Here is a 22416-nt window from a genome sequence, read left to right as displayed (position 1 = left end):
GCCGCCGACGCCCCGCTCACACCGTCACGGGGACCTCGTCCCGGTCGGCGATGGTGCGCACGCCGTCGACGGTCACCTCGATCACCCGCGCACCCGCGATGTCGAAGAACAGCCCCGACACCTCGACCCCGCGCTCGGCCACCGCGCGGCGGACCGACGGATGGCGATGCAGCGTCTCGAGCTGCACGGCGACATTGACCATGCTCAGCTGGTCGGTCTCGTCGAAACCGGCAAGCCGCGCCGCCCGCGCGACCGGATGGTCGGCCCGGAACCGGTGCAGGCTTGGTTCGGCGTGACGCAGCCAGGAGCTCAGCCCGCCGTCGGCGTCGGCCCCGGAGTACACCGCCTTCATCGCGCCGCAGGCCGAATGCCCGCAGACCACGACCGAGCGCACCGCCAATTCCTCGAGCGCGAACACCAGCGCCGCCTCGACGGAGTCGTCGCCGCTGGTCGGCACCAGATTGCCCACGTTGCGGACGGTGAACAGGTCACCGGGGCCGCTGGAGGTGATCACATTGGGCACGATCCGCGAGTCCGAGCAGGTGAGGAAGAACGAATCCGGGTCCTGCCGGTCGCGCAGCCCGTCCAGGTGCGGGCGCACGACGTGGGCGTGGCTGCGATGGAAGGCCGCGACGCCCGCGTTGAGCGCGTCACTGCCGGACTTCTGGTGCCGCCACGGGCCGAGCAGCTCGTCCCAGGTCGCGCGCCCGAAGCCGCGAGCGGGCGGAGCGCCGGTGGTGTCGGCCATCTTGGCGCTGCCGATCTCCACGAAATCGACTCGGCCACCGCCACTTTCCTGCTGATGCTGCCAGGATTCGATGGCCTCGAAGGCGGCGTGGTCGAGGAAGTCGACCGTCATCTCCACGGTGACATCGGCGCCGGCGGGCACCTTCGCGAGCTCGGCCGACAGCTTCGGCAGGGCCAGGAAGGTGCACGAGCCGTCGATCCGGACCAGCCAGCGCGCGCCGTCGGGCAGCGGCGCCGCCGACACCTGCACCCGCACGACCCGCCACAGCAGCAGGCCGAAAGCCAGTCCGAGCCCGATGATCACGCCTTCGAGCAGGTTCAGGAACACCACGCCGAGCACGGTGACCAGGTAGACCAGCAGGTCGCCGGTGCGCCGGGCCAGCCGGATGTGGGCCAGCTTCACCAGCTGGATGCCGATGACGATGAGCAGCCCGGCCAGCGCCGCCTTCGGAATCTGCTCGACCAGGCCGACCAGCGCCACCGAGAACAGCAGGATCCAGCAACCGTGCATGACCGCCGAGGCCCTGCTGCGCGCGCCCGCCTGCACATTGGTCGCGCTGCGCACGATCACGCCGGTGATCGGCAGGCCGCCGACCAGGCCCGACAGCACGTTCGCCGAGCCCTGACCGATCAGTTCGCGGTCGAACCCGGTGCGCGGGCCGGTGTGCATCTTGTCCACGGCGACGGCCGACAGCAGGCTTTCCACGCTCGCGATGAGCGCGATGGTGAGCACCATCATCGCGACCGCCGACCAGTTCCCCGACGGCAGTTCGGGCAGCTGCAGCGCGTCGAAGAGCGAGCCGCTGAGCACGATGCGCTCGACCTCGGCCGGCAGGACGAGCGAGAGCACGGTGGCCGCGACGACGGCGACCAGCGGGCCGGGCACCGCGCGCAGCTTCGGCGGCATGTACTTCCAGCCGAGCATCACCGCGATCACGAGGGCGCCCACGAGCACGTCGCCACCGTGTAGCGACATCAGCTGTCCCGGCAGCTCGATCAGGTTGCGCCAGGCGGTGCTGTGCGAGGAGCCGCCGAGCAGCACGTGGATCTGCTGCAGGGCGATGGTGATGCCGATGCCCGCGAGCATCGCGTGCACCACCACGGGGGCGACCGCCAGCGCGGCGCGCGCGATCCGGCTCAGCCCGAACAGGATCTGTAATAGCCCGGCACCGACGACGATGAAACAGGTGACACGCCAGCCGAATTGGGCGATGGATTCGGCGACGACGACGGTCAGGCCCGCGGCGGGGCCGCTGACCTGCAGCATCGATCCGCCGAACAGCCCGGCGACGATACCGCCGATCACGGCGGCGACGAGGCCCGCCGCGACCGGAGCGCCGGAGGCGACCGCGATGCCGAGCGAGAGCGGCAGAGCGACCAGAAATACCACGATCGAGGCGGGCAGATCGTGGCGCAAGACCGTGTCGCGCCAGTAGGACGGCGCTGGGTCGGGCGTCGGCGACGCCGGTGCGGCGGGTGGAGCTAGGTCGTTTGCAACAGACATGGTTCTCCTTCGTCGACTCGGCGCGGCCGTAGTCGATGGATGATCAACGTGTCGAGGACGGTCCGCGGACCGTCGAGTAGCTGCCAGCGATGAAGCACGGGTGACCCCGGTACGACGGCGAACCGGGTCAAGGTGTCACCACAGTATTGGTAAAGACTTGGCAAAACCAGTGTGCCGCAAGAAGAGTGGGTGTCGCCATAAGCGCAGGCCCGCTGTGGTGTGAACCACAGCAAACCCCGCTCACACCGGCTCGGCCGCGACATCGCTTCGGGTGTCGTCGAATTCGGCGATCCCGTCGACGGTGATCTCGATCACCCGCGCGGTCGCCAGGTCGAAGAACAGCCCCGACACCGCGACGCCGCGCTCCACGATGCCGCTGCGCACCGCCGGGTAGTCGATCAGCGTCTGCACCTGCCTGGCGACGTTCACCATGCCCAGCTGGTCGATCGGGCCGAAACCGGCAAGCCGCGCCGCCTCGGCGACGGGATGGCCGCCGCGGAACGCCGCCAGCGTCGGCTGGGCGTTGGCCAGCCAGTCGTCGAGTCCAGGCCCGGCCTGCACCTGCGCGTACAGCGCTTCCATCGCGCCGCAGCCACTGTGCCCGCACACCACCACCGAGCGCACGTCGAGCTTGTCGAGTGCGTAGATCAGCGCCGCCTCCACCGAGACGTCACTGCCGCCGACCGGCACCAGATTGCCGACATTGCGGACGGTGAACAGGTCGCCGGGGCCGCTGTTGGTGATGACGTTGGGCACGACGCGGGCGTCGGCGCAGGTGAGGAAGAAGGTGTCGGCGTCGGGCCGGTGCCGCAGCCCGGCCAGGTGCGGACGCATCAGATGCGCGTGCCCGCGGTGGTAGGCCGCGATGCCCGCCGCGATCGGGTCGACGCCGCCGCTGCGCCGCCATGGCCGGATGGCCTCGTCGACCGCTTTGCGCGCGTGCCCGTGTTCGGGCGGTCCGTCGTTGGCGCGGGCCATGCGCGCGGTGCCGAGTTCAACGAAGTCGACTGTGCCGCCGCCGGATTCGCGAGCGTCAGCCCATTCGGAGAGCAGTTCGCAGGCGGCGTGGTCGAGGAAGTCGACGCTGAGTTCCACTGTCACGTCCACGCCTGCGGGCACCTTCGCCAGTTCGGCCGTGAGCCGGGGCGCGGCCAGGAAGGTGCAGGTGCCCGCGATGCGCACCAGCCAGGTCCCGTCGGTGCGCGGCGTCGCGGCGATGGTGAATTTCACGACCCGCCACAGCAGCAGCGCGAACGAGGCGATCAGGCCGATCACCATGCCCTGCAACAGGTTCAGCGAGACCACCGCGATCACGGTGACCAGGTAGACGTAGATGTCGCCGGTGCGGCGGGCCCGCCGGATGTGGGCCAGCTTCACCAGCTGCACCCCGATCAGCACCAGCAGCCCGGCCAGCGCCGCCGTCGGGATCTGCCGGACCAGGCCGACCAGCGCGATCGCGAACACCAGCACCCAGCAGCCATGCATCACGGTGGCGGCTCTGCTGCGCGCCCCGGCGTTGGCGTTGGTGATGCTGCGCACGATGACCGCCGCGATCGGCAGGCCGCCGAGCGCGCCCGAGGCCATGTTGGCCGCACCCTGGCCGAGGAGTTCCCGGTCGAAGTCGGTGCGCTGATCGGGTCGCATCTTGTCGACCGCGACGGCCGAGAGCAGGGTCTCCACACTGGCGATGAGCGCGACGGTGAGCATGGTGAGCGCGATGGGCAGCCAGCCGCCGTGCGGCAGCGCGGGCAGGCCGATGCCGTCGAGGAGCGAGCCGTCCAGGCGCACCCGTTCCACCGTCAACGGCAGCACCAGCGAGACCACCGTCGCCACGACCACCGCGACCAGCGGGCCGGGCACCACCCGCACCCGGCGCGGCAAATACTGCCACCCGATCAGCACGGCGATCACCAGCAGTCCGACGAACAGGTCACCCTTCTGCACCGACATCACCTGCTGCGGCAGTGCGGCGATACTCGCCCACGGCGAGCTCACCGTCGCCCCGCCGAGGAGCACGTGCACCTGCTGCAGCGCGATGATCACGCCGATCCCAGCGAGCATGGCGTGCACCACAACCGGCGCGATACCCAGCGCGGCGCGCGCGATCCGGCTGAGCCCGAACAGGATCTGCAGCACGCCCGCTCCGACGGTGATGAAACACATGGCGGCCCAGCCGAATTGCTGGACGGCGGCCGCGACGACGACGGCGAGGCTGGCGGTCGGCCCGCTGACCTGCACCGCCGAACCGCCTAGCAACCCGGCGACGACGCCACCGACGGCCGCGGCGATGAGCCCGGAGACGACGGGTGCCCCGGAGGCGAGCGCCACACCAAGCGACAACGGCAACGCGACGAGAAAGACCACGACGGATGCCGGAAGATCATGCTGGAGAACAAGTTTCAGCGCATCGCGCGACAGCGGGCGCGCTGCCGCCGCGGTAGCAGGATCATTGTCGGTCATCATTCTCCTTCGCCGGGGCGGACTGGCGCCCGGTTCATCGGTCGAACATGCACTGGCAATTGATGCTGAGCTGCGAGCGAACGGCGGCACTGCTCGAAGAGAACCGACCCGAGACACAGGGTCGCGCCAATAGTAAAGAATTACCCAAGCGTAGGGAAAGCTCTCGAGGCGAATGGGACGAATCGCGACTCAACTGTGACGTGCGCCACACGCAATACGTCGCGCGCCCACCCGTGTGTAGGCGGAGTCGATCCGGTCCTCAGCCGATGTCGACCACCCTCGCCCAGGCGGGTGGGGTGTCCGGGACATAGTCCGGGTTGTCCTCGCGCCACGAGTCCTCCCGGCGAAACAGGCCGACCACGGTGCGGCAGGTGGGACGTGTTGCCGGCCATGGGGTTTGGCCGTCGGTCAGGGCGACGATCACGTCGGGGCGGGTGCGCAGGGCTCGGGTGAAACCGGTTCGCAGGTCGGTGCCGCCGCCGCCGATCAGCGCCATGCCCTCGGCGCGGCACAGCGGGACGGCGATGCGGGCCGCGGTGTCGCACGAGAAGACGGTGACAAGGTCGCGGCGGCCGCCGACGGCGTGGGTGATGGCGGCTACTTCGAGCAGCGCGCTGCCGAGTTCGGTATCGCTGACCGATGCCGAGGTGTCGATGACGACGGCGACCCGGGGTGGCATGCGGCGCAGGCTCGGCAGCACGACGCCGGGCAGCGCGGCCGAGCGGCGTGCCGGGCGCCCGTAGGTGTAGTCCGCGCCGACGCCGGGTGCCGACGCGGCGGAGCGCAGTGCCGCTCCCAGCAGGTCCCGCCATGGCTGGGGCGGGTGCAACGCTTTCTCCGCCCACCGTTGCCACCCCTGGGGCGTGTTCCCCGGGCGGCCGACGATGCCCTGCGCCACCCGGAATCGGACCGCGGCGCGTTCCTGTTCGCTGAGCCCGTCCGCACCCTCTGGCCCCAGTTCCCATTCGCGGTCGAGGCCGTCCGCGCCGCTGCCGCAGTCGAGCCAGGCGAAGTCCTGGGTGAGGTGCCCCAGGCTGAACTCGCGCAGGTAGTCCTCCATGAGTTTGCCCGCGGACAGACCGAGGGTCGCCGGCATGACCGCCCCTGTCGGCCAGACCAACCCGGCACCGAACGCGTCGTCGTTGATCTCGGCGTCCGCCGCGATGTTCATCCGCAGACGCTCCGCGGGACCGGTCAGGTCGTGCGCGCGGGCATATCGATCGCTGCGCCCGTGATGGTCGCGCAGCAGATGCGAGACCTCGTGCACCAGCACCGAGGCGAGCTCCTCCTCCGGCGTGCAGTCGACGAACGCGGGCGACACGTAGCACCGCCAGTGCTTGTCCACCGCCATCGTCGGTACCCGCTGTGACTCGACGATGTGCAGTGCGTACAGGGCCGTCGCCAGGTACGGACGGGCCGAGACCGCGTGCAGCCGAGCGGCATACAGCTTGTCGTAGTCCAGACCGGTGATCTCGGCTGTCATCGGCGAACCTCGGCGACACGGGCCGCGGCGCGATCGGCGCGCTGGGACACCGACACCATGGCGGCCAGCTGTTCGATCGATGCCGGAACCTCCCAGTTGTCCCGGCGCAAGGTGGCGAGGGTGGTCGCGGGCACCACCACCAGGTCGGGGGCTCCGGTGTCCACCGCCTTGACGAGGAGTTCCCACGCGGCGTCCCAGCGGGACTTCTCCGGGCGCTTGCGGACAGCGGCCACCACGGCGTCGAGCACGGCTTGGCGCAGATCTCCCCGCTCGGGCAGCTCGGCGGCGTCCGGATCGGCGAGCAGTGCCTCCGGGTCGGGGAGATCCATCCGGTCGATACTGGTCAGCAATTCGAAGCCGGGACCGTCGCCGACTGTGCCCCGGACCAGTATCGACAGCACATCGCGACTCGCGCCGGCCGCGGTCGCGAAGGCGATCAGCCGCAGGGTCATCTCCCAGCTGCGCGGCGACGGCCAGGCACCGCCCCTTCGGGTTTCGGTGGTGGGCATCTGATGCACCAGTTTCGGCCGGGCCGCGAGCAGCCCGCACACCGCGCGCCGGGCGAAAGCGACTGCCTCCGGCAGCTTTTCGGGCGCGAGCCGGGGCAGTGTCGCCCGTGGCCATGTGCCGCCGAGGCCGCGGACGACGACATCGTGGTCGTGGGTCCACTGCAGGTGCACGAAACGGTTCGCCAGCGGTGGGCTCAGCTCCCAGCCGTCGGCGGCCGAGGAGCGTGGGTTGGCGGCGGCGACGATGCGGACACCGGGAGGCAGTTGCAGCGCGCCGATCCTGCGCTCGAGGACCACGCGCAGCAGGGCGGCTTGGACGGCGGGCGGCGCGGTCGACAGTTCGTCGAGGAACAGCAGTCCGCGACCGGTACGGGCGAGCCGAACGGCCCAGTCCGGTGGGGCCATCGGGACACCATGGGCCGCGGGATCGTCGCCGATGATGGGCAGGCCCGAGAAGTCCGACGGCTCATGCACACTCGCGATCACCGTGGTCAGCGGCAGGTCGAGGGAGTCGGCGAGCTGGGTCAGGGCGGCGGTCTTACCGATTCCGGGCTCGCCCCACAGGAGTACCGGCAGGTCGGCGGCCACGGCCAGCGTCAGTGCCTCCAGTCGGGTATCGGGGCGCGGCTCGGTGGTTACCTCGCTCAGCAGAGCCAGCAGGTCGCCCGCGACGTCGAGCTGGGAGTCGATGGCTGGGAGCGGAGCGCGGAGGGTGTGAACAGACATGCGTGAATCACCTTTGGGTTCGGAAGAATTCGATGGATGCGCGAGGCCCGCCGCGCAGGGCAGGCCGCGGTGCTCGTCAGATCGTGGTCGCGTGGCGGGGGTGCGCGCCGTGCTCGCGGCGAGCGCGGTCGGCAGGGTGGCGAAGAAGACCGTGACCTGGCGCGGGTAGCCCGGCCCGGAACAGGCCGTAGGTGATCCGCCGCTGCGCGGACGCTTCCAGTGCGTGCAGAAGCGGACCGTCGCGCAGCAGTGCGTCGGGCCCGAGGAGGTCTTCGACGACAGCGAGCGCACCGGCGGTGTCGCCGTGGTCCAGTCGTTCACGCACGCCGACGAGCCAATCCGGATGGCGATGCGCCTGGTCGATGGCCTGTAGGCAGGGCAGCGGGGTGCCGGTCAGGGCGACCAGTAGTTCCTCGCGCCGGATTTCGGCCGGATGGTGATCCAGTGCGGCGAGCACCCCGTTCACCAACCCGATCCGGTGGAGTTCGCCGCGGCATTCCACGAGCCGCTCACCTGCGCTGATCCGAGGTGGGTCGGTCGGTGAACAGTCCGGGTCGAGCGCCGAGGCGACCAGGGGATGCAGCCGATCGGCCGTGATCGCACCCGCGCGGATCAACGCCAGATCGGGCAGCACCCAGGTCGCCGCGTCGGGCAGGACCGGCAGCGCGGACACACCGCCGCGCGGGTATTTCTCCGCGATCCGCAATGCGGGCGGTTCGTCCCCGTCTGCAGTCAGATCGAGGACCAGGCGGTGCCGCGCGCCGCAGCGCACCAGCACCTGGCCGGTCCGGGACTGCTCGGCACGCAGCAGAATTGCCGCCTCGGCCGCCCATCTGTCGACGGCACAATCCTGCGGCACCCGTGCGAGGAGCCCGGGGTCCACAGCCGACAAGGTGGTGGCAGTGGCACCGTTGCGGTCACCGGGCGCGGCGAACTGCGTTGCACCCGAGCGCATCCGCAGCTCGCCCGTCCTGCGCGTGTCCCACAGGTGACGGTGGAGGTCGAGCCGGAAGCGCCGGTCGGGCCGGGGATGCGGGTGCATGGTCGAGCCGGACGCCAACCTCGATCCGTCCCACAGCGCGAGACCGATCCGCTGGCCCGAATCCGCCCACGCGGGCGCGGTGCGAACCACCAAGTACACGGGAGTCGTTCCCCCGCTGGGGAATTCGGCGGAATCGTAGCGAGCCAGCACCATCGTCAGTCCCGGCCTGAGCAATCCGTCAGGAGCGATTCTGGGCAGATGCCAGCGCAAGAGGTCCGGCGCCAGATGACGCAGATCAGCCCGCACCCGCGCGGCGAGTTCCCGGCCATGGGTACGCGCCAGCGACCGCAGATCGATATCGGCATCGACGTGCGCGGCGGCACAGGCCCCGGCCCAGTCCCCCACCCGGCGCCGGGTGGTCGCGATGTCGATCATGGTGGGCGGCACCGCGAACTCGCGCACGCGCAGCCAGAAGGAAAGACGGGAATGGTCCCCGTGATGTGTTGGGAGAGAAGCCGGTTCGATGACCGGCGTCGGGCTCAACGGCCCGGGCGCAGAACGCCCTTTCGACGAGATGTCATGCGCCAAGTATGCACAATGATCAACTACCCGACAAGCGCCGAGGTTCGGCTCACGACAGCGGATGGCGCCCGACCAGAGGTCGGGCGCCATCTCGCTCGGGTGTCGCTGTGCTGATTACCCCGCGTCGGCGGCGGCCAGCTCACGCGCCTCGGACGGGGCGCCGACCTGCGGATACGTCGGGTACTCGATGCCCGAGATGTACTGCACGGTCCGCACCACCTGGCACGAGTAGCCGAACTCGTTGTCGTACCAGACGTACAGAATCGCGGTGTCACCCTCGACGATCGTGGCGTTGGCGTCGATGATCGAGGCCGCGCGCGACCCGATGAAGTCGCTCGAGACCACGTCGTTGGCGGCGGTGTAGTCGAGGTTGCGGCTCAGCGGACCCGCCAGCGAGACCTGACGCAGGTAGGCGAGCACGTCCTCCCTCGTCGTCTCCTGCTCGAGCTGCAGGTTCAAGATCGCGACCGAGACGTCGGGCGTTGGCACGCGGATCGAGTTGCCGGTGATCTTGGCCTTGAAGTCCGGCATCGCCTTCGCCACGGCGGACGCGGCGCCGGTCTCGGTGAGCACCATGTTGAACGGCGCGGACCGGCCACGGCGGTCGGCCTTGTGGTAGTTGTCGAGCAGGTTCTGGTCGTTGGTGAACGAGTGCACCGTCTCCACATGCCCGCGCAGGATGCCGAATTCGTCGTCCATGGCCTTGAGCGGCGGCACGATCGCGTTGGTGGTGCACGAGGCGCAGGAGAAGATCTGCTGCGTCAGGTCCTGGTCGCGGTGGTTGACACCGTGCACGATGTTCGGGACGTCGCCCTTGCCCGGCGCGGTCAGCACGACCTTCGCGACGCCGGGGCGCAGGTGCTGGGACAGGCCGTCGCGGTCACGCCACCGACCGGTGTTGTCGATCAGGATCGCGTTGTCGATGCCGTAGTCGGTGTAGTCGATCGTCGTCGGGTCATCGCTGTAGATGAACTTGATGACGTTGCCGTTCGCGGTGAGCGTGTTGTTGTCCGCGTCGACCTTGATGGTGCCGTTGAAGTGGCCGTGCACCGAGTCCCGGCGCAGCAGCGAGGCGCGCTTGGCCAGATCGTCGTCGCCGCCCTTGCGCACCACCACGGCGCGCAGTCGCAGCCCGTTGCCGGACCCTGCCTTCTCGATGAGCAGCCGGGTGACCAGGCGCCCGATGCGGCCGAAGCCGTAGAGGACGACATCGCGCGGGCCCTGCGGCTCGGCCTTGTTGCCGCCGATCACCTCGGCCAGCACCGCCGCGGTGAATTCCGGGATCGACAGGCCGCGATCGTCGGCGCGGTAGGTCATCACCAGCTGACCGAGGTCGATCTTGCACGGCCCCAGATCCAGCTCGCTGAGCACCTGCAGGAACGGCAGGGTCTCGTCGACGGACAGTTCCTCACCGGCGATCTGCCTGGCGAAACGGTGCGTCCGCAGGATGCTGATCACCGACTTGTTCACCAGCGACCGGCTGTGCAGCAGGATTGTCACACCCTTCGCGCGGTACAGCGTGCCGATGATCGGGATCATCGCCTCGGCAGCGGCTTCCTGAGCATTCCAGCGGTCAAGTTGTTCGGTGGTCAACACACGTCCTCAGGTTTCCTCGATAGGTAGTCACCATCGATGCTAAAGACGCCCGCGATATCACCGAGACCGGCTCCCCACCGGTGAGGTGCAGGCCACGTCAGGTCGGGTCGCGCACTACTATGGGCGCCAGCAGCGCGGTGCACCGACGCGATGTCACCGCGGCCGGTGGGCGGACGTTCACAGCGAGGTGCACCATGCGATTCACCGCAGCGCTTTCCGCGGCAACCGTGGTCATGATGTCGGCGTTCGTGACGTCCTGCGCGCCCGCACCCGTGCAGTTTCCTCGCGCCGAGCTCGAGTCCGAACTGGACCAGATCCTCCGGGACGGCAACGTGCCCGGCGCACAACTCGTGGCGACCGACCGTGACCACGAGATCCAGCTCGACGGCGGATTCGGTGACCTCACCGCCGAGACACCGTTCCCGGATGCGGCGCGCGTGCGGATAGCCAGCGCTACCAAAACCTTCGTCGCGGCCGTCGTCATGCAACTGGTCAGCGAAGGCCGCGCGGCACTCGACGTCGCGGTGGAGCACTATCTCCCCGGGGTGGTCACCGGCCCCGGTGGTGACGGAAACCGGATCACCCTGCGCCAATTGCTCAGCCATACCAGCGGCGTACCCGACTATCTGCCGTTGCTCGGACTGCGCTCCGAGGCAGATCTGCGGCAATCACACCCCGTGCACGAGTTGATCGGCATGGCGCTTGCTCGTCCGGCGATGTTCGAACCTGGTGCGGAATTCCGCTACTCGAATACCAACTACCTGCTGCTCGGGCAGGTCGTCGAACGCATCACCGGTGCGTCGATCGCGGACGAGGTCACCCGACGGGTGATCCGCCCGCTCGACCTCACCGATACCTACTGGCCGGAACCCGCGGAACAAACGATTCGCGGACCGCACCCCAGGGCGTACCACTTCTTCGGCGACGAGCGCGTGGACGTCACCGATATCGACCCCAACTGGGGACTACCCGATGGTGCCATGGTGTCGAGTGGCCGCGATCTGAATCGGTTCTTCACGGCGCTGGTCTCCGGCAGGCTGGTACCGGCGGCCGAGTTCGCCGAGATGTCGAAGACCAGTGCCGTCGGGCTCGCGGGAATCACCGGTGCCGGGCTCGGATTGTTTCGACGGACCAGCAGCTGCGGACTGGAGGCGTGGGGCCACAACGGCGCGATCTACGGTTTCTCGGTGCTCGTCGCCGCGACCGCGACCAGCGCCGTGACGATCAGTTTCAACCAGATGCCGCGCCTCGCAGACGCCGCCCGATTCGAGCCGGCCGTGCTCGTCGACAAGGCGCTGTGCGCGTTGAACGATCAACCGACGCCGAGCCCTCGATGACAGCCAGGAGCTACGCCGGCGGCCGATAGGTGACTTCCAACGCGACGGCCTCGTCGATCTGCGCGGGCGTCAGCAACCCGACGGTATGCGAAACGGCAGCGCCTGCGGCGGCGGTACGAATCGCGAGCGCCGCGGCGGCGACTTCGTCGGGCACATCGCCGATGACGAACAGATCATCCTCACCGAACGCGAAATAGCAGGATTCGACCTTTCCCCCTACGCTCTCGACCATCTCCGTAATGGCCGCCTGGCGCGCACTGCCGCCCTGCGAGAGGAGGCCGTGTGCCCCTTCCTGGAGATAGCTGACCCGCCACATGTACTTGGGCATACCTACCAACCTCCTCAGCTGAGACGATCTCGGCGAGACCGAGCCTAGGACCTCACCGCCCCCGAATTCGCCCGGCACGAACGCTGTCGTCGCAATGATGCGCCACTGCAACTGCGGTGATATCTGAAGAGCTCGCATACGGTGCAGGGACAGAAGCGCAGTTCACCCGTTTCAGGTGAGGCAGACCGGTATTCGACCACCTAGCGTGACCGGGATGACTGCACCGCAGGACATCCGCGGAGGTTTTCCGCATAGCGCGGCTGTGCGTCGAGCCTATGACGAACTCGATTACAACCGGGCATTGGCCATGTATCGGTTCTTCTATCCCACCGTCTCGCTGGAAGCGACCTGGCGCGGGAATCTCAGCGCGGGAGCAGTACCGAACACCGTGATGGCTTTGCTGGTCGGCTCGCCGGACCAGTACGTGTTCACGGCCAACTCCGACACCCCGTACTCCGGACTCACCGTCGACCTGTCCGCCGGGCCGATGGTCGTGGAGATACCGCCCGGCACCCTCATGGGCACGGCCAACGACCTCAACCAGCTCTGGGTGCTCGACCTGGGCCTGCCCGGCCCCGCCGGCGCCGACGGCGGTAAGCACCTGCTGCTGCCACCCGGCTACGCCGGTCCGGTCCCCGAGGGATATTTCCCGGGCAGTGCCACGACCAACCGGGTCCTTGTCCTCGTGCGCGCGCTGCCCCACGGCACCGACGTCGACGCGGCGATCGCGCTGATGCAGCAGGTCAAGGTCTATCCGCTGGGCGCCGATGCCGAGTCGAATCCGGTCGACTGGGTCGACCTGTCGGTGCAGCAGGGCCTCGACTTCTCCCCCGTGCGCTGGGAGGACAACCTCGAATACTGGCGGGTCCTGCACGAGATTCTGCAGACCGAACCGCCCAATCCCACCTACCGCCACCAGTACGGAGAACTCGCTGCCCTCGGCATCGTGCGCGACGCTCCGTTCTACCCCGACCGGCGGATGGAGGCCATCCTCACCGATGCGGCACGGCGCGGTCACCTGCACCTGTGCGTGCAGTCGTTCGCCGACCGCCGCCCGGACCGGATCGTGTGGCCGGACAGCCGGTGGGAGTGGGCTGTGCTGCGCCCGGAGAACGGCACCTTCGACACCGCCGGCTACACCGACCTGTACGCGCGCGAGAAATGGTTCTACCAAGCCCAGATCGAATCCCCCGCCATGTTCGCCCGCGAACCCGGCGCCGGATCGCTGTACTGGCTCGGCCTGCGCGATTCAGCGGGCGCCTACCTCGAGGGCGCAGGCTACTACAGCCTCACCGTGCCGCAGCCGGTCCCGGCGAGTCTGTTCTGGTCCATCACCGCCTACGACGCGCGCACCCGCAGCGAGCTGAAAGCACCGCAGAACCGAGCCGCCCTTCGCTCCCTGTACGAACTCGCCGACATCGACACCGCCGTCCCCCTCACCCTCTACTTCGGGCCGACCCCACCACCGAACACCCCGACCGATCGCTGGATCCAAACCACGCCGGGCACAGGCTGGTTCACCTACTTCCGCATCTACGGTCCCACCAGCCAGGCCTTCGACGGCACCTGGCAGCTACCGGACTTCCACCGCCACGGCTGACCCGAACCCTCCGTCGGCGGCATCCCGCTCAGAGGGTGTCGGCGATCGCACGACCGGCGGCACGACCGGAGAAGATGCAGCCGCCGAGGAAGGTGCCCTCGAGCGCGTTGTATCCGTGCACTCCACCGCCACCGAAGCCCGCCGCTTCACCCGCGGCGTACAGCCCGGCGATCACATCGCCGTCGGCGCCGATGGCACGCGAGCCGAGGTCGGTTTGGATACCGCCGAGGGTTTTGCGGGTCAGCACGTGGAGCTTGACGCCGATCAGCGGACCCGCCGCGGGGTCGAGGATGCGATGGGGTGCGGCCGTCCGCATCAGCTTGTCACCGAGGTAGCGGCGGGAGTTGTGGATGCCCTGGATCTGGGCGTCCTTGCTGAAAGCGTTGTCCACCTGGAGATCCCGGGACCGAATCTGCGCACGGAGGCCGTCCGGGCTGAGCAGGGGCTCGTCGGTCAATGTGTTCATCTTCGCCACGAGGTCTTCGATCGTGTCGGCGACAACGAAGTCGGCGCCGTGTCGCTTGAACGCTTCGACCGGTCCGGGTGCGTGTTTACCGAAGACGCGCTCGGTCACGATCGCCTTCCGGTTCTTCGCGGTGATGTCGGGATTCTGCTCGGAACCGGAGAGAGCGAACTCCTTGGCGATGATGCGCTGGGTGGTGACGAACCAGGAGTGGTCGTGCGGGGCGAGTTCGGGGGTGGTGCGCAGGTAGCGCAAGGTGCCGAGGGTGTCGTAGCCGGGAAGATACGGTTCGGGCAGGCGCCGTCCGAGAGCGTCGAACCACATCGAGGAGGGGCCGGGCAGGATGCGGATGGCGTGGCTGGGCCAGATCGGTGCCCAGTTCTGGATGCCCTCGGTGTAGTGCCACATGCGGTCGCGGTTGACCAGCCGGACGCCCGCGTCGGCGGCGATGTCGAGCATGCGGCCGTCGACGTAGGCGGGAACGCCGGTGATCATGGTCGCCGGTGGCGTACCCATCCGTTCGGGCCAGTGCCTGCGCACGATGTCGTGGTTGCCGCCGATCCCGCCCGTGGCGAGAACGACTGCGCCGGCGGACAATTCGAATTCGCCCAGCACGTCGCGGTTGGACGGCGCGCCTCGCTCGGCGTCGTCGTCGGCCAGGACCACGCCGCGCACGCCGGTGACCGCGCCGTCGGTGAAGACCAGCTCGTCGACACGGTGCCGGTGCCGGAAGGTCACCAGCCCCGTGGCCGCGGCCCGCAACGCCGACTCCGTGAACGGGGCGACGACACCGGTTCCCGTGCCCCAGGTGACGTGGAATCGGGGCACCGAGTTGCCGTGCCCGTCGGCGCGCAAGTCACCGCGCTCGGCCCAGCCCACCGAGGGCAGGAACCGGAGTCCCAGGTCGTGCAGGTAGGAGCGCTTCTCACCGGCCGCGAACTCGACGTACGCGCGCGCCCATTCAGCCGCCCAGACGTCCTCGTCGTCGAGCCGATCGAAACCCGCGCTGCCCGACCAGTCGTTCCATGCCAGCTCGAGCGAGTCCCGGACGCCCAGGCGGCGCTGCTCGGGGCTGTCGACCAGGAACAACCCGCCGAAGGACCAGAAGGCCTGGCCGCCGAGATTGGCGGAGTTCTCCTGATCGACAACGAGCACGCGCTTGCCACGGCGGGTCAGCTCATGGGTTGCGACAAGCCCGGCCAGGCCCGCGCCCACCACGATCACATCGGCATCCATCCGGACGACCTCCACTTCCAACCCCAGAGAATTCATACTTGCATCCGATACATTAATGCATCCGATGCGGCCGGGTATTCTTCTCGGGTGAACTCGCCCCGCTCGACCGAATCCGCGACGCCGACCGCTGCCGCCGGGAGCCCCGGCAAGGCGCCGCGCATCACGCGGCGCCGCGCCGAGACCAGGGCGCGGCTGCTCGACGCCGCGTTCCGCGTGTTCGCCGAGAAGGGTTTCGGCGCGGTGCGCATCGACGACGTCTGCGGCGCGGCCGGATATACCCGCGGAGCGTTCTACTCCCAGTTCGACAGCCTCGAAGAGCTGTTCTTCGTCCTCTACGACCAGCGCGCAACGCTGATCAACGAACAGGTGCGAGCCGCACTCGACGCCGTCGCGGACCCGGCGGACCTCGAATCGTTCGTCGACCGGCTCTCGGCGACACTGCTGCTCGATCGCGACTGGCTGCTGGTGAAGACCGACTTCCTCACCCACGCCGCGCGCAGGCCGACGACCGCGGCGCGGCTGATCACCCATCGCGCGCAGTTGCGATCAGCCCTCGAAGACAAGCTCGCCGAGAGCCGGTTCAGACTGCCCGCGGAGCTGGGCTCGATCAGCGAGGCGGCGCGCGCGGTCGTCGCCGCCTACGACGGCGTCACCGTGCAACTGCTGCTCGACAACGATCAGCAGGCAGCCCGGGCCTGGCTGGCCCGGTTGATACGTCAGCTCGGAGTGGCCGGACCGAATAACAGGCCATCGCACTGAAAAGCGATCAGCACGACACCGCACCTCCGGACGAGTTGTCGAGACGCACCCCCAGGACCCTCTTCAACTCGCCGACACTGTCGGCACTGGGTGTCACCACATCGCGTTCCCAACGGCTGATCTGGTTTCCGTCCCTGATTCCGATCCAGTCAGCCAACTCCGCCTGCGTGAATCCGGAGGCCGTCCTCGCCGCCCGAATGGCTTTGCCGATCGTGGACATGGTCTCCCCTCTCTCTCGATGCCTCGGCGCGGACTGCATCGGCGCGGGTGCCCGTCGGGTGAACACTCGCACTCCTGAAGCGGTCTCGCGCAGCCACATTCGAACGATAAGGGCGAATCGGCCTCCGGAGGAGGCTGTGACTGCACGGCAACTGACTGTGCACGCACAACTTTCGCGCCGCCGGGCGCGGAACCCCGGCTACTTCGGTGGGTTGTCCGCATCGGTGGCGCTGCGGCGCCAGTCACGTGGCGTCATCCCGAATGTTTCGCGGAATCGCCGGGTGAAGTGGGCGGGGTCGCGAAAACCCACGGCACCGGCCACAGCAGCGATGGACCGGTGAGCGTAGCCTCTGTCGATCAGCATGTCGCGGGCCCGGGCCAGGCGTTGTTCGATGATCCACTGCTCGAGGCTGATACCCGACTGTGCGCATACCTTGTACAGGTACCGGACGGAGATGTTGGCGGCGGCGGCGATATCGGGGATCTTCAAGGTCGAATCGGACAGGTGTGTCCGCACATACCCGAGGACCTGCTCGATCAGCAGTTGGTCCGGGATGGCAGCGCCGTCACCCGGCCCGCGACCGGCCGCCGAGATCAGTAGCGCCCGAACCATTTCCAGGCACGCCTCGCCCACCGAGGCGGCAGCCGGATCGGTTTCGAGCTGGTCGGCGACCCCGACGAGATGCTGGATCTGCGCCGTGACCATCGGGTACAGCGGCGATGCCGCCAGCCGCCCGTGCGCCGCAGCGACCGTTTCCACGGAAATGCCGAGGCGGTGTCTGGACAGCTGCAGGCACAGCGTTCCGCCGAGACCGTGCCACCCGGAGGCGAACGTGGTGGCCAGGTCGATCACTTCGCAGGCGCCGGGTTCGATCAGCGTTTGCGCGCCGAATTGTTCGTGCCTGCGGAGCTGTCCGTTCTGAACGGTCACCGTCAGGGTGTCGCTGGGTGTGGATCGCTCGTGCCGACTGGTTCGGCGGACCTGGTGACCGGATACCTCCGAGCGGGTGAGCGCGATCGGGCCCAGCATCCAGGACTGGTGCCGGCTGACCACCTCGGCGGGCGAATCCCACATCTGCAGGTTCGCCCCTAGATCGGCTTCCTGCAGGATCGCGGTGACCGCCTCCCGCCGGTCCCCCGGCGCGAAGTAGTCGGAGTCGATCAGCACTGCCATGGGCGATCTCCACTTCGGATTTTCGCCGGGCGGTGGAGGCCCTCCCGTCACCGGCCGCTACGCGTTTCGGGTGGTGGTCATTCGGGCCGAGGTAATTGCCCGGGGCCTGTAGTCGGCGATGCTATAACGCCGTGGCGCGCCCGGAGCCCGATTCGGCAGGGTTCCGCACACCTATTTCACCGGCCTGCGATGGCGTGTTCCCTTGCCGCGGTTGGCCGTAACGCCAGGATTCGACGTTCGGCAGGTGTCGCCGTCGCAGCCCATTCCGGCCGCAAAGCCGCATAGGTGCACACGTCGCGCCACCGACCCTGGGTTCGGTACAGCTGCCGCAGCCGCGCCTCCGGCGTCAAGCCCACTCCCGACATCACCGTGTCCATCACCGGATGATCGTGCCGGTGCCCCGCCCATACTCGATGAATCCCGAGCGGCCCGAAGGCGAATGCCGCCATGAGCCTCCCCGCCTCGATACCACCCGCACGCAGCGCCCCTTCCGGAACCACGACCAGACCGCCGATCATGGCGTTGCTGCCGAAATCCTCGACCAGCAGGCCGATGGTGCCGACCATGATGTCCGCACCCGGTGCCGTGATCGCCAGCGTGAACTTGCGCCGCGGACTCTCGCCGCGGGAGCGCAGGGCGGCGTCGAACGACGAGGCGGCCGCCCGGACACCCATGCTGTCGGTGCCCATGTATCGGGTCAGGTGCGAGTCGGTGAAGATCCGCTGATATACGCCCAGATCACCGGCACGCAGATCCCGCAACCGCAGCCGCGTGCCGACCAGTTCCACGTTGCGCAAGTCGATCGTCAACGGACTTCCTCCATCGCGCGCCCGAATTCCGGAGCAATCCGTAGACCTGTCGCGGGTATGAGCTCGTCGAGGTCGATATAGGTTCGCCCCGACGGGATCAGCTCGCCGAGCAGGATCCGGCGGGCCGTGTCGGCCACCACAGCGCCGCCGAGCATCACCCCGGACGCGAGTTGCGGCCAGCTGGACAGGCTCCGGCCGATCTCACGGACAGCGTCCCGCATCGCCGGGCTCAGCCGCGGCTCATCGACCACTGTCAGCAGAAACGACAGCAGCTCGCCACAATTCATCCTCGCGACATCGGACGAGGTCGACCCACCGGTGCGGCCGTGGAACAGCGGGCGATGGGGTTCGAGATCGAAACGCTCCACATCCAGCAAGCCGCGATCGTTGGCGTCCATCAGTACCGGGATGGCCCGGCGGCGGGCGTACTCACGGGCAGCGACTTTCGCCCACACCGTGTCGCATTCCTCTATCAGCAGATCCAGCGGCCCGGTGCCGCCCACTCCATCGAAGAACGGCCCGATCGACTCCTCGGTCATCCCGTCCACGAACACCTCGATGTCGAGATAGGGGTCGATCTCGAACATCTGACGCGCCGCCAGCACAGCCTTGGAGACCCCGAGATCACCCACCCCTGCCCGCAGCCGGTTCAGATTCGACAGCCCGACGGTGTCGAAGTCGGCCAATCGGAACGATCCGCCGATCCCTTCCATCGCCAGCGTCACCGCCGCGCTGTTGCCCACCGACAGCCCGACCACACCGATCCGCCGCTCGCGCAGGTCTCGCTGCTGCCCCCGGTCGATCTTGTCGCGATTCCGATCGGATCGCACCCGCTGGAAATCCGCGCGCGGCAGCACATGCACCAACCGGCCGCTCCACGGATAGAACACCCACGTCCCCCACCGCCACAGCGGAGTCCCGCCACAGATCCGGCTACGGGACGCCGCGAGCGAGCCCGCGGAATGCGCGACAGCAGGGTCCTCGCAGCGGATCAGTTCATCGAGCTGATCTTCGATCGTGTCGTGCACCGCACTGACCGAACTCGACGCTGCCAGCCTTTCCAGGCCACGCAGTCCTTCCGGGCTCGACGCATCGAGCAGCACGGGACGGAAATGCGATGTTGTAGCGCCGGGCGTGAGCACCGCCGGACGCGGAACCGAGCTGTACCGAACCATGTGCGCGCGAACCTCCGACCCTCATGAGGCGAACGGACACCCGCTCGTCTCTGTCGACCAGAACGCGCAAACAATACACACAGCACACTTTCAGCTAACCAACCTTCGGTCCACCGGCATGGCGCGACAACACCTCGCCCAAACTGGGACTATGACCAGTCGAGTCGGCGTGGCGGGCGACCGGGTCCATCGCCCTTCGTCAGTCTCGCGATAGTCCCGCAAGCATCGATTCGGGGTCGCCGGCGGCGACAACCGTTCACCAGAGCGGACATAGTTCGATTGCCGAACGCACCGGCCGGCCATTCCCGAAGGCGCACGTCCACCGGCGTGGCACAGAACGGGCAGCGATTCTGCACATATCGCACGAATAATGGCTGGCCGACATGAAAACCATGTCTGACCAGCCACTATGCGGGGCCCCAGCTGGTTTCGAACCCGCCAAAGCATGGACACCGAAATCGGCCACTACCTCGAAAGAAAGGCTCCTACCTGGGCGATCGTGCGCCACCCGGCAATAGCAGCCATATGCATCCATGGGCAGGATTGGGCTGCGCTATTGCAGGTATATTGCACGCCGACGAGCCCACCTCGCGATCACGTCACACCATAGCGGTGCCGGTTCGTCGTCGCGCAGATCGGCAAACGGAAGCCGACCGATGTCCGCGAGCGCTGTTCATTGGCTCCACGCGGCCGACCCGGCTGCCGGAGCGACAGCATTGACCGCATCGTGCGCGAGGCCGGCCGGTCGGCGATCCCGCTAAGGAGGCGTTCGTAAACGATCGTTTCTGATCCACGATGCCGCGCGCCATGCGGCAATTGAGGATGTTTCGCGGGCGGTCATTGTGCGGAACGATGACGCGGTCACTTATACCAGTCGTCGCCCTCAGCGCCTGCCCGCAGTTGCAGGTAGTCGGTCAACGAACCGGCGACCCACTTGCGGTCATCGGACTCGTGATCCCACACCTGCACCCCGGTGTTATGTCCAGGTGGCAGCCGGACGTAGCAAAACTGGTCACCACCGCCGTTGTCGCCAAAGAACATCAGCTGGTCGAAGTACTTGTACAGCTCGGCGAATTCGGCGTTGCGTCGGAACTCGATGTTCTGATCGATGATCTCCTGCACTGACCACACCAGCCCGGACCCCCACTCGGCCTGCACACCGTTCGTGCGCCGCAGCAGATCCCGCAATTCGTTCGGCACCGGCTGGCCGAGTTGCCCCTCGATCTGATCGATCTCGGTGTCGGAGGCCGGTGGTGCGAATTCGGCATCCGCATAGAGTCCTCCGATCAGGTCCTTCCACATATGCCAGATCCTGCCACGAGGCGAACACAGTCATGATGGCTCCTACGGCCTCGACCTCGCATCGCAGTGGGAGCCGTCCAGATGCACGCTCATCGGCATTACGGGACGTTCAAATACAGGCCACAGAGCCCACGTTCGGCCTCATCGGCGCCATCTGACGGTGCGAGAACACCGCCATCCACTGCTGTGAGTCACATCAGTGGCCGAGCCTGGTCTTGCCCTGGATCACCTTGTGACGCGTCCGCATCAGCCGGATGTACTTGCCGAATAACGGATTCGGCCGGGGCGGTGGCATCAGTACTCAGTTCTCTCTCCCGGCGGGCCGGCCGCGACCTGCGATCGGTCGAGCAGGTCCCAGGCGGAGGCCGATGCTCGTAGCCGCCCACTCGCCGATGAACCGTGTCGACATCCCGTGCGGCAGAACCGTGGACGCCCCCCTCCTGCGTCCACGGCCTGCCCGCGCACCACGACTCGCGTGGCCCGGTCCTCAGACACGCAATGGGTCGGGCCTGTCGCGCACATCGGCGCGGACCAGACCGGCTGACCCTGTTCCGTCTCCTCGGTATCTCGCCCCCGAACGTTCGACTCTTGTTGTCTCTCTTCGACCTTCGAGCTCAGCCCGGAGGCGACACCGCCGAGCCTAGTCACAGCAACGGCTACCGGCAAGAAATTTCGGTCAAAAATGACCAAAGATCCTTTGGTGTCGCGCACAAACAGTGCTGTAAAGGAGAAAAATCGGTCAACTATCGCTACGATGTGTTCCATGCCAGGAGGACATGCCGAGATCCTCGCGGGGTTCGTCCGAGACCGCCGCGAGAAGAAGCTCAACATGTCCTTCGCCGATGTGGCCGATGCCGGTGGGCCGTCGAAGCCGACGATGGTCAAGATCGAGGCCGGGGAGATCACCAGCCCCAAGAAGACGACCTTCAACCGCCTTGACACGTCCCTGCGATGGGTGCCCGGCTCGGCGGCGGGCGCCTACTGGTATGCGGCCACACCGGTCGGGCTGGAGGATGAGTGTCGAGGCGGTGAGCCGCTCAGGCTGACCGGCGGGACAATCGAGGTTCCGCTCGAACGGGTCTCGAGGTTGATGGAGATCCAAGCCGATTTCCACACTGCCCTCGATGGTGATCCCGAACTTGGCAGCTTACGCGGACTCGCCGAGCGCCTCGATTACGAGGTCAACCTGATTGTCGGGCAATGGGTCTCAGATATGATGGCGCGCAACCGATCTCAGGGAACTCTCCACGCAGGACTGGAGGTTGTTCTCGGGGAGGCGCTGTCGGCTCCCGTTGCGAGCGACGACCCGAACGCTGAGGATCGGCTGTATCGGCGATACCTCGCCGGCGGTAGGTACGCCGAGAATCTCTCTGCGGACTTGCGGCAGAAGTTCGAGCGTCGGGCCAAGCAGCAGAGGAGGTGACA

17 protein-coding genes are annotated in these 22416 nt (G+C 67.8%); 4 read left to right on the top strand and 13 right to left on the bottom strand.

Annotated elements, in window-relative coordinates; genetic code table 11:
• Positions 1 to 16: 16 nt before the first annotated feature.
• From ACWF82_RS21375 to ACWF82_RS21350, 6 genes are all read right to left on the bottom strand, one after another.
• Positions 17 to 2251, bottom strand: coding sequence for a SulP family inorganic anion transporter (locus ACWF82_RS21375; RefSeq protein WP_452503620.1), 2235 nt, complete (start codon positions 2249 to 2251; stop codon positions 17 to 19).
• A 240-nt stretch (positions 2252 to 2491) separates the two neighbouring features.
• Positions 2492 to 4714 (bottom strand): SulP family inorganic anion transporter, encoded by a 2223-nt coding sequence (locus tag ACWF82_RS21370; protein WP_452503618.1) that lies wholly within the window; start codon positions 4712 to 4714, stop codon positions 2492 to 2494.
• 256 nt (positions 4715 to 4970) lie between these two features.
• Positions 4971 to 6194 (bottom strand): vWA domain-containing protein, encoded by a 1224-nt coding sequence (locus tag ACWF82_RS21365; protein ID WP_452503617.1) that lies wholly within the window; start codon positions 6192 to 6194, stop codon positions 4971 to 4973.
• Positions 6191 to 7429 carry an AAA family ATPase gene (locus ACWF82_RS21360; protein WP_452503615.1) on the bottom strand — a complete coding sequence of 413 codons (1239 nt, stop codon included), beginning with the start codon at positions 7427 to 7429 and terminating at the stop codon, positions 6191 to 6193. The genes ACWF82_RS21365 and ACWF82_RS21360 overlap by 4 nt, the downstream gene beginning before the upstream one ends.
• A 76-nt stretch (positions 7430 to 7505) precedes the next feature.
• Entirely contained in the window at positions 7506 to 8873 is a 1368-nt protein-coding gene (locus ACWF82_RS21355) for a hypothetical protein (RefSeq protein ID WP_452503613.1), read from the bottom strand.
• A gap of 234 nt (positions 8874 to 9107) precedes the next feature.
• Complete coding sequence (locus ACWF82_RS21350) at positions 9108 to 10586, bottom strand: glyceraldehyde-3-phosphate dehydrogenase (RefSeq protein ID WP_452503611.1); 1479 nt, start codon at positions 10584 to 10586, stop codon at positions 9108 to 9110.
• Positions 10587 to 10783: 197 nt separating this feature from the next.
• On the opposite strand from ACWF82_RS21350, the gene ACWF82_RS21345 reads away from it, so the two are divergent.
• Positions 10784 to 11926, top strand: coding sequence for a serine hydrolase domain-containing protein (locus tag ACWF82_RS21345; protein WP_452503609.1), 1143 nt, complete (start codon positions 10784 to 10786; stop codon positions 11924 to 11926).
• Positions 11927 to 11936: 10 nt separating this feature from the next.
• On the opposite strand, the gene ACWF82_RS21340 is transcribed toward ACWF82_RS21345, so the two are convergent.
• Positions 11937 to 12254: a GYD domain-containing protein gene (locus ACWF82_RS21340; protein WP_452503607.1), complete on the bottom strand. Its 318-nt coding sequence runs from the start codon at positions 12252 to 12254 to the stop codon at positions 11937 to 11939.
• 214 nt (positions 12255 to 12468) lie between these two features.
• On the opposite strand from ACWF82_RS21340, the gene ACWF82_RS21335 reads away from it, so the two are divergent.
• Positions 12469 to 13854, top strand: coding sequence for a DUF1214 domain-containing protein (locus ACWF82_RS21335; RefSeq protein ID WP_452503605.1), 1386 nt, complete (start codon positions 12469 to 12471; stop codon positions 13852 to 13854).
• 28 nt (positions 13855 to 13882) lie between these two features.
• Here the strand turns inward: ACWF82_RS21335 and ACWF82_RS21330 are convergent, their stop codons facing one another.
• The gene (locus ACWF82_RS21330) at positions 13883 to 15553 is read right to left on the bottom strand and encodes an FAD-binding dehydrogenase (protein ID WP_452503709.1); all 1671 of its coding nucleotides are present in this window, start codon (positions 15551 to 15553) and stop codon (positions 13883 to 13885) included.
• A gap of 87 nt (positions 15554 to 15640) precedes the next feature.
• Between ACWF82_RS21330 and ACWF82_RS21325 the strand changes: the two genes are divergently transcribed.
• Entirely contained in the window at positions 15641 to 16312 is a 672-nt protein-coding gene (locus ACWF82_RS21325) for a TetR/AcrR family transcriptional regulator (RefSeq protein WP_452503603.1), read from the top strand.
• Between the two features lie 7 nt (positions 16313 to 16319).
• On the opposite strand, the gene ACWF82_RS21320 is transcribed toward ACWF82_RS21325, so the two are convergent.
• The 5 genes from ACWF82_RS21320 to ACWF82_RS21300 all read right to left on the bottom strand — a co-directional run bounded on the left by ACWF82_RS21320 (position 16320) and on the right by ACWF82_RS21300 (position 20991).
• Positions 16320 to 16532 carry a helix-turn-helix domain-containing protein gene (locus tag ACWF82_RS21320; protein ID WP_452503602.1) on the bottom strand — a complete coding sequence of 71 codons (213 nt, stop codon included), beginning with the start codon at positions 16530 to 16532 and terminating at the stop codon, positions 16320 to 16322.
• Between the two features lie 198 nt (positions 16533 to 16730).
• On the bottom strand, positions 16731 to 17705 hold the full coding sequence (locus tag ACWF82_RS21315; protein WP_452503600.1) for a helix-turn-helix transcriptional regulator: 975 nt from the start codon (positions 17703 to 17705) through the stop codon (positions 16731 to 16733).
• A gap of 176 nt (positions 17706 to 17881) precedes the next feature.
• Entirely contained in the window at positions 17882 to 18514 is a 633-nt protein-coding gene (locus ACWF82_RS21310; RefSeq protein ID WP_452503598.1) for a GNAT family N-acetyltransferase, read from the bottom strand.
• A complete protein-coding gene (locus ACWF82_RS21305) occupies positions 18511 to 19689 on the bottom strand; it encodes a ThiF family adenylyltransferase (RefSeq protein ID WP_452503596.1) in 1179 nt (392 codons plus the stop codon). Before ACWF82_RS21305 ends, ACWF82_RS21310 begins: the two co-directional genes overlap by 4 nt.
• Positions 19690 to 20550: 861 nt before the next feature.
• Positions 20551 to 20991 (bottom strand): SMI1/KNR4 family protein, encoded by a 441-nt coding sequence (locus ACWF82_RS21300; protein WP_452503594.1) that lies wholly within the window; start codon positions 20989 to 20991, stop codon positions 20551 to 20553.
• Between the two features lie 763 nt (positions 20992 to 21754).
• Here ACWF82_RS21300 and ACWF82_RS21295 point away from each other — a divergent pair.
• Entirely contained in the window at positions 21755 to 22414 is a 660-nt protein-coding gene (locus ACWF82_RS21295; RefSeq protein ID WP_452503592.1) for a hypothetical protein, read from the top strand.
• Positions 22415 to 22416 lie beyond the last annotated feature (2 nt).

Source organism: Nocardia sp. NPDC055053 (genome assembly GCF_053608285.1).
The sequence above is the reverse complement of the archived record's forward strand: the minus strand, read 5'-3'. Positions and strand labels throughout refer to the sequence as shown.

Excerpts from the sequence above, each read along its gene's own strand:
- ACWF82_RS21370 (WP_452503618.1), bottom strand. The coding sequence starts at position 4,714 with ATGATGACCGACAATGATCCTGCTACCGCGGCGGCAGCGCGCCCGCTG.
- ACWF82_RS21330 (WP_452503709.1), bottom strand. The coding sequence starts at position 15,553 with ATGGATGCCGATGTGATCGTGGTGGGCGCGGGCCTGGCCGGGCTTGTC.
- ACWF82_RS21335 (WP_452503605.1), top strand. The coding sequence starts at position 12,469 with ATGACTGCACCGCAGGACATCCGCGGAGGTTTTCCGCATAGCGCGGCT.
- ACWF82_RS21305 (WP_452503596.1), bottom strand. The coding sequence starts at position 19,689 with ATGGTTCGGTACAGCTCGGTTCCGCGTCCGGCGGTGCTCACGCCCGGC.
- ACWF82_RS21295 (WP_452503592.1), top strand. The coding sequence starts at position 21,755 with ATGCCAGGAGGACATGCCGAGATCCTCGCGGGGTTCGTCCGAGACCGC.
- ACWF82_RS21365 (WP_452503617.1), bottom strand. The coding sequence starts at position 6,194 with ATGACAGCCGAGATCACCGGTCTGGACTACGACAAGCTGTATGCCGCT.
- ACWF82_RS21340 (WP_452503607.1), bottom strand. The coding sequence starts at position 12,254 with ATGCCCAAGTACATGTGGCGGGTCAGCTATCTCCAGGAAGGGGCACAC.
- ACWF82_RS21345 (WP_452503609.1), top strand. The coding sequence starts at position 10,784 with ATGCGATTCACCGCAGCGCTTTCCGCGGCAACCGTGGTCATGATGTCG.
- ACWF82_RS21300 (WP_452503594.1), bottom strand. The coding sequence starts at position 20,991 with ATGTGGAAGGACCTGATCGGAGGACTCTATGCGGATGCCGAATTCGCA.
- ACWF82_RS21320 (WP_452503602.1), bottom strand. The coding sequence starts at position 16,532 with ATGTCCACGATCGGCAAAGCCATTCGGGCGGCGAGGACGGCCTCCGGA.
- ACWF82_RS21315 (WP_452503600.1), bottom strand. The coding sequence starts at position 17,705 with ATGGCAGTGCTGATCGACTCCGACTACTTCGCGCCGGGGGACCGGCGG.
- ACWF82_RS21375 (WP_452503620.1), bottom strand. The coding sequence starts at position 2,251 with ATGTCTGTTGCAAACGACCTAGCTCCACCCGCCGCACCGGCGTCGCCG.
- ACWF82_RS21360 (WP_452503615.1), bottom strand. The coding sequence starts at position 7,429 with ATGTCTGTTCACACCCTCCGCGCTCCGCTCCCAGCCATCGACTCCCAG.